General features: G+C 72.4%; 6 protein-coding genes. 3 read left to right on the top strand and 3 right to left on the bottom strand.

The genetic code is table 11. The annotated features are described in order from the left end of the window. The coding region (locus I5E_RS17805) for a ThuA domain-containing protein (protein WP_261974988.1) at window positions 1-611 on the bottom strand (611 nt) is incomplete at its 3' end. A gap of 48 nt (window positions 612-659) precedes the next feature. Beyond that, entirely contained in the window at window positions 660-1838 is a 1179-nt protein-coding gene (locus tag I5E_RS17800) for a Gfo/Idh/MocA family protein (RefSeq protein WP_022908178.1), read from the bottom strand. 97 nt (window positions 1839-1935) lie between these two features. On the opposite strand from I5E_RS17800, the gene xylA reads away from it, so the two are divergent. From xylA to I5E_RS17785, 3 genes are all read left to right on the top strand, one after another. Next, on the top strand, window positions 1936-3126 hold the full coding sequence (xylA, locus tag I5E_RS17795) for a xylose isomerase (protein WP_022908177.1): 1191 nt from the start codon (window positions 1936-1938) through the stop codon (window positions 3124-3126). Further along, the gene (locus I5E_RS17790; RefSeq protein WP_022908176.1) at window positions 3123-4601 is read left to right on the top strand and encodes an FGGY family carbohydrate kinase; all 1479 of its coding nucleotides are present in this window, start codon (window positions 3123-3125) and stop codon (window positions 4599-4601) included. The genes xylA and I5E_RS17790 overlap by 4 nt, the downstream gene beginning before the upstream one ends. A gap of 120 nt (window positions 4602-4721) precedes the next feature. Next, the gene (locus I5E_RS17785; protein ID WP_022908175.1) at window positions 4722-5708 is read left to right on the top strand and encodes an acetylxylan esterase; all 987 of its coding nucleotides are present in this window, start codon (window positions 4722-4724) and stop codon (window positions 5706-5708) included. A gap of 13 nt (window positions 5709-5721) precedes the next feature. On the opposite strand, the gene I5E_RS25735 is transcribed toward I5E_RS17785, so the two are convergent. Further along, a partial coding sequence (locus I5E_RS25735; RefSeq protein WP_042724022.1) for a hypothetical protein occupies window positions 5722-6001 on the bottom strand: 280 nt, incomplete at its 5' end.

Below are 6001 nucleotides of genomic sequence, written 5' to 3'. Positions count from 1 at the left end.
GTGCGGAGCGGCTGCGACTCGACGACCTCGAGCCGGTGCCCCGGCGCGGAGACGAACACGCGTCCCTCGCCCCACTGGCGGGTCCAGATCGCCGGCGCCGTGACCGGACGGTTCCAGGCGTCGAAGTCCCTCGCCGACTGTGTGGTCGTGGCCAGCACGTCGTTGTACTCGTCGGAGAGCACCCAGTACTGCTCGGTGACGAGGTCGAAGTCCTCGATGCCCTCGGTGATCGGGTGCTCGTGCCCGAGGTCCGTGATGTGCACCGTGTACGGGATGTAGTTGTCGGACTGCTCGCCGGTGCGCTCCGACGGGTGCTTCCCGGCGTGGTGCGCGAACTGCCCGCCGACCATGTGCAGGTAGTCGGCGGTGTTCCGGAACGCGTCCGCGATCCCGCCGTGCCAGCCCGCGAGCCCGGCACCGCCGAGCACGGCCTTCTGGAGTCCGGCGAACTCGTCGTCGGCGATGGTCGACATCGTGACGACCTGCACGATCAGGTCGACGTCCGCCATGACCGACTCGTCGGCGTACACGGCGGTCGAGTCGGACACGCGGACGTCGAAGCCGTTGTCCTGCAGGAACGGGACGAACAGGTCGGTGGTCTCGACGGGCATGTGCCCGTCCCACCCGCCGCGGACGACGAGTGCCTTCCGGTCCGCCACTCAGATCACCGTCCAGGCACTGCCGTCGGCCGCGCTCCGCTCGACGGCGTCGAGGACCCGCTGCACGTGCAGCCCGTCCTCGAACGACGGCGACGGGTCGGTGCCCGCGACGATCGCCTCGACGAAGTCCTTCACCTCGTGGCTGAAGGTGTGCTCGTAGCCGATGAGGTGCCCGGTCGGCCACCACGCGGCCATGTACGGGTGCTCGGGCTCGGTGACCATGATCCGCTGGAAGCCCTGTTCGCCGGCCGGTGCCGTGGCGTCGTAGAAGCGCAGTTCGTTCATCGACTCGAGGTCGAACTGGATCGCGCCGGCCGACCCGCTGATCTCGAGCGTGAGCCCGTTCTTCCGACCGGTCGCGTAGCGCGTCGCCTCGAACGAGCCGATCGCACCATCGGCGGCGCCACCGGCGAGGCGTCCGAGGAAGAACGCAGCGTCGTCGACGGTGACCTGCCCGCGTTCGGTCGAGGCGGTGCCGGACAGCCCGACGCCCTCGGCCATGAGCGGACGCTCGGTCACGAACGTCTCGAGCGTGCCGGAGACGGTCGAGAGCCGTGCGCCGGTGACGTGCTCGGCGAGGTCGATCGCGTGCGCACCGATGTCACCGAGCGATCCGGACCCGGCGAGCGCCTTGTCGAGCCGCCACGTCATCGGGCCGTCCTCGTCGGCCAACCAGTCCTGCAGGTAGAGCGCGCGGACCTGGCGGACGGTCCCGAGCCTCCCGTCCTCCACCAGCCGCTTCGCGAACGCGATGGCCGGGACGCGGCGGTAGCTGAAGCCGACCATCGCGCGGACCCCGTCCGCCCGCGCCGCTGCGGCGGCGGCGGTCATCGCCTCGGCCTCGGCCACGCTGTTGGCGAGCGGCTTCTCGCACAGCACGTGCTTGCCGGCCTCGAGTGCCGCGATGGCGACCTCGACGTGCGACGACCCCGGCGAGCAGACGTCGACGACGTCGATGTCCGGATCGGTGACCACGGCGCGCCAGTCGGTGGAGGCGGCCTGCCAGCCGTACTGCTGCCGTGCCGCCTCGGTCCGGTCGGGGTCACGGCCGACGATGACGGCCATCTCCGGTTCGACCCCGAGGTCGAAGAACCTCGGTGCGGTCCGCCACCCCTGTGAGTGCGCGGCTCCCATGAAGCCGTGGCCCACCATGGCCACTCGAAGTCGGTCCTGTGCCATCCGCTCGCTCCCTTGCGATCACGTCCTTGCCAGAGTCAACACTACCGCTTATGTTGGGCGCGGCAACATTTTGTTTCGACGACGAACGGTGACCACCATGGCAACGACGCCCACCCGTGCAGACAAGTTCTCCTTCGGTCTCTGGACCATCGGCTACAACGGCTCCGACCCCTTCGGCGGCCCGACCCGCCCCGCACTCGACGTGGTCGAGGCGGTCGAGAAGCTCGACGAGCTCGGCGCCTACGGCCTGACCTTCCACGACGACGACCTCTTCGCGTTCGGCTCGACCGACGCCGAGCGGCAGACCCAGATCGACCGCCTCAAGGGCGCGCTCGACGCCACCGGCATCCAGGTGCCGATGGTGACGACGAACCTCTTCTCGGCCCCGGTCTTCAAGGACGGCGGGTTCACCTCGAACGACCGCCAGGTGCGCCGCTTCGCGCTCCGCAAGGTCCTGCGCAACATCGACCTCGCCGCCGAGCTCGGCGCGTCGACGTTCGTGATGTGGGGCGGCCGCGAGGGCGCCGAGTACGACAGCGCGAAGGACGTGCAGGCCGCGCTCGAGCGCTACCGCGAGGCCGTCAACCTGCTCGCCCAGTACGTCACCGACAAGGGCTACGGCATCCGGTTCGCGATCGAGCCGAAGCCGAACGAACCCCGCGGCGACATCCTCCTGCCGACCCTCGGTCACGCGATCGCCTTCACCGAGACGCTCGAGCGTCCGGAGCTGTTCGGCATCAACCCCGAGGTCGGCCACGAGCAGATGGCCGGTCTGAACTTCACGGCCGGCATCGCCCAGGCGCTCTACCAGGGCAAGCTCTTCCACATCGACCTCAACGGCCAGCGCGGCATCAAGTACGACCAGGACCTCGTCTTCGGTCACGGCGACCTGCAGAACGCGTTCTCGCTCGTCGACCTGCTCGAGCACGGCGCTCCCCAGGGCGGCCCGGCGTACGACGGCCCCCGCCACTTCGACTACAAGCCGAGCCGCACCGAGGACATCACCGGCGTCTGGGACTCGGCGGCCGCGAACATGCGCATGTACCTCCTGCTCAAGGAGCGGGCACAGGCGTTCCGCGCCGACCCCGAGGTCCAGGCCGCGCTCGAGGCGTCGAAGGTCGGCGAGCTCAGCACCCCGACCCTGAACGACGGCGAGACGTACGACTCGTTCCTCGCGGACCGCTCCGCGTACGAGGACTTCGACGCCGACGCGTACTTCGGCGGCAAGGGCTTCGGCTTCGTGAAGCTGCAGCAGCTCGCCATCGAGCACCTCATGGGCGCTCGTTGAGCTCGCAGCTCGTCGCCGGGGTCGACTCGTCGACCCAGTCCTGCAAGGTCACGATCCGCGACGCTGACACCGGCGCCGTCGTCCGGGAGGGTCGCGCGACCCACCCGGACGGCACGTCCGTCGACCCCCGCCACTGGTGGGACGCGCTCGGCAGCGCGATCGCGGACGCCGGCGGTCTCGACGGCGTCGGGGCGATCGCGGTCGCCGGGCAGCAGCACGGCATGGTCGCGCTCGACGCCGACGGTCGCGTCGTCCGCGACGCGCTGCTCTGGAACGACGTGCGGAGCGCCGACGCGGCCGCGCAGATGGTCGAGGAGCTGGGCCAGGAGGCATGGGTCGCCCGGACGGGTCTGGTGCCGGTGGCGTCGTTCACCGGTACCAAGCTCCGGTGGCTCCGCGACGCGGAGCCCGAGAACGCGGCCCGCGTCGCGGCCGTCGCGCTCCCCCACGACTGGCTGTCGTGGCGGTTGCGCGGGTACGGCCCGGCCGACGAGAGCCCGCTCGGACCGGACCTCGACGCGCTCGCGACCGACGGCTCGGACGCCAGCGGCACGGCCTACTGGGACCCGGTGCGCCGCGAGTACGACGCCGAGCTGTTCGAGCTCGCGCTCGGCCGTGGGCTGCGGGTCGCGGGTGCCACCGACGGCGCTCGGGACGACGACGTCGTGGTGCCGCGGGTCGTCGCGCCCGACGAGGCGATGGGCTCCCTCGGGGTCGACGTGCCGCTGCCCGGCGGTGCGACCGCTCCCTCGGGCCTGGTCGTCGGCGCGGGACTCGGCGACAACGCCGGGGCAGCGCTCGGCCTCGGACTCGGTCCGGGTGACGTCGCGGTGTCCCTCGGGACGAGCGGCACGGTCTTCGGCGTCACCGACGCCGAGGTGCGCGACCCGAGCGGGACCGTGGCGGGCTTCGCCGACGGGAGCGGGTCGCGCCTCCCGATCGTCACGACGCTCAACGCGGCCCGCGTGCTCGAGGTGATCGGCGGCCTGCTCGGCGTCGACCACGACGCGCTCGGCGAGCTGGCGCTCCAGGCGCCGGCCGGTGCCGACGGTCTCGTGCTCGTGCCGTACTTCGTCGGCGAGCGCACGCCCAACCGTCCGGACGCGACGGCCTCGCTCGTCGGCATGACGCCGGGGACGACGGACCGGGCGCACCTGGCCCGCGCCGCCGTCGAGGGCATGCTCTGCGCACTCGCGGACGGCCTCGCGGCCGTCGAGGGAACGGGTGTCGTCGTCGAGCGGCTGCTGCTCATCGGCGGTGCGGCCCGCAACGAGGCCGTCCGCGTCGTCGCGGCGCAGGTGTTCGGCCGGGACGTCCTCGTGCCGGAGCCGGGCGAGTACGTGGCGGCCGGCGCGGCGAAGCAGGCCGCGTGGGTGCTGACCGGGACCCTGCCCGCGTGGGACACCGCCACGACGGTCGCCGCCGCGGATCCGCACCCCGAGGTGCTCGAGCAGTACCGAGCCGCCGCAGGCTGAGCGGTCGCGCCACCCGTCAGTCCGTCCGTCCGTTCGTCCGTTCGTCCGTTCGCGGACACACCCGCCCCCGACGCCGTCCACGACGGTGTCGGGGGCACCATCGTCCCCGGAGGAGACCACATGCCGTTCACCGACCTGCCACTCGACGCCCTGCGCGCGCACCGCTCGGACGCCCGCCGTCCCGACGACTTCGACGCCTTCTGGGCCGACACGATCGCCGCGTCCCGGGCTGCCGGCGCGGGCACCGACCCCGTCCTCGTCCCGGCGGACACACCCGTCACCGGCCTCGTGGTCGAGGACCTCACCTTCCCGGGCTTCGCGGGCGACCCCGTGCGCGCATGGGTCGCTCGGCCGCTCGCCGCCGAGGAGCCGCTGCCCGTCGTCGTCGAGTTCCTCGGCTACAACGGCGGTCGCGGGCTGCCCGGCGAGCGGGTCTCGTGGGCCCTCGCGGGGTACGTGCACGTCGTGATGGACACGCGCGGCCAGGGCAGCGGGTGGGGCTCCGGCGGCGACACCCCCGACCCGCACGGCTCCGGCCCGCACGTCGGTGGCTGGATGACGAGCGGGATCGGCTCCCCCGCCGACCACTACTACCGCCGCGTGTACACCGACGCCGTCCGCCTGGTCGACGCCGTCCGGACGCTCCCCGGGGTCGACCCGGCACGCATCACCCTGACCGGCGGGAGCCAGGGCGGCGGGATCACCATCGCCGCGGCCGCGCTCGTCGAGGCGCACGTCGGACCGATCACTGCGCTGCTGCCCGACGTCGCCTTCCTCTGCGACTGGGAGGGCGGGACCGCGGTCGCTGTCGGCGGCCCGTACCTCGAGCTCGCGACGTACCTGTCGGTGCACCGTGACCAGGTCGACACCGTGTGGCGCACCGCCGCGTACTTCGACGGCGTGCACTTCGCCGCGGGCATCACGGCGCCGGCCCTGTTCTCCGTCGCGCTCATGGACGACGTCGTGCCGCCGCGGACGACGTTCGCGGCCTACAACGCGCTCGGCTCGACCGACACGGCGATCGAGGTCTACCCGTACAACGGCCACGAGGGCGGCGGGTTCGCGCACTGGGAACGCCAGGTGGCGTTCCTGCGCGCCCGCGACTGACCGGGCGCCCGGGTCAGTACCAGCGTCGGACGAACTGCTCCAGCACGTTCTTGACGACCTGGACCGGGCCCGGCGCCGGGTCCCCGCTGTCGCGGCCGATCCGTCGCAGCAGGTCGGCCTGGGCGTCCTCGTACTCGGCGACCTCGTCGGCGGAGTAGTCCGACGGCGGGACCGTGCGGATCGTGCTCACCGTCTCGAGGCGCTCGAGTCCCCACCGGAAGCCGACCGGCTCGGGGCCGGCGTCGATCAGGGCGACGATGGCCGCGTCGGACGAGGTCCCGCCGGGGTCGGCG

The sequence above is a fragment of the Curtobacterium sp. B18 genome, from assembly GCF_000333375.1.
In the GTDB taxonomy this organism is placed as follows: Bacteria; Actinomycetota; Actinomycetes; order Actinomycetales; family Microbacteriaceae; genus Curtobacterium.
Note: the sequence above shows the minus strand (reverse complement) of the source record. Positions and strands in the feature narration are given on the sequence as shown.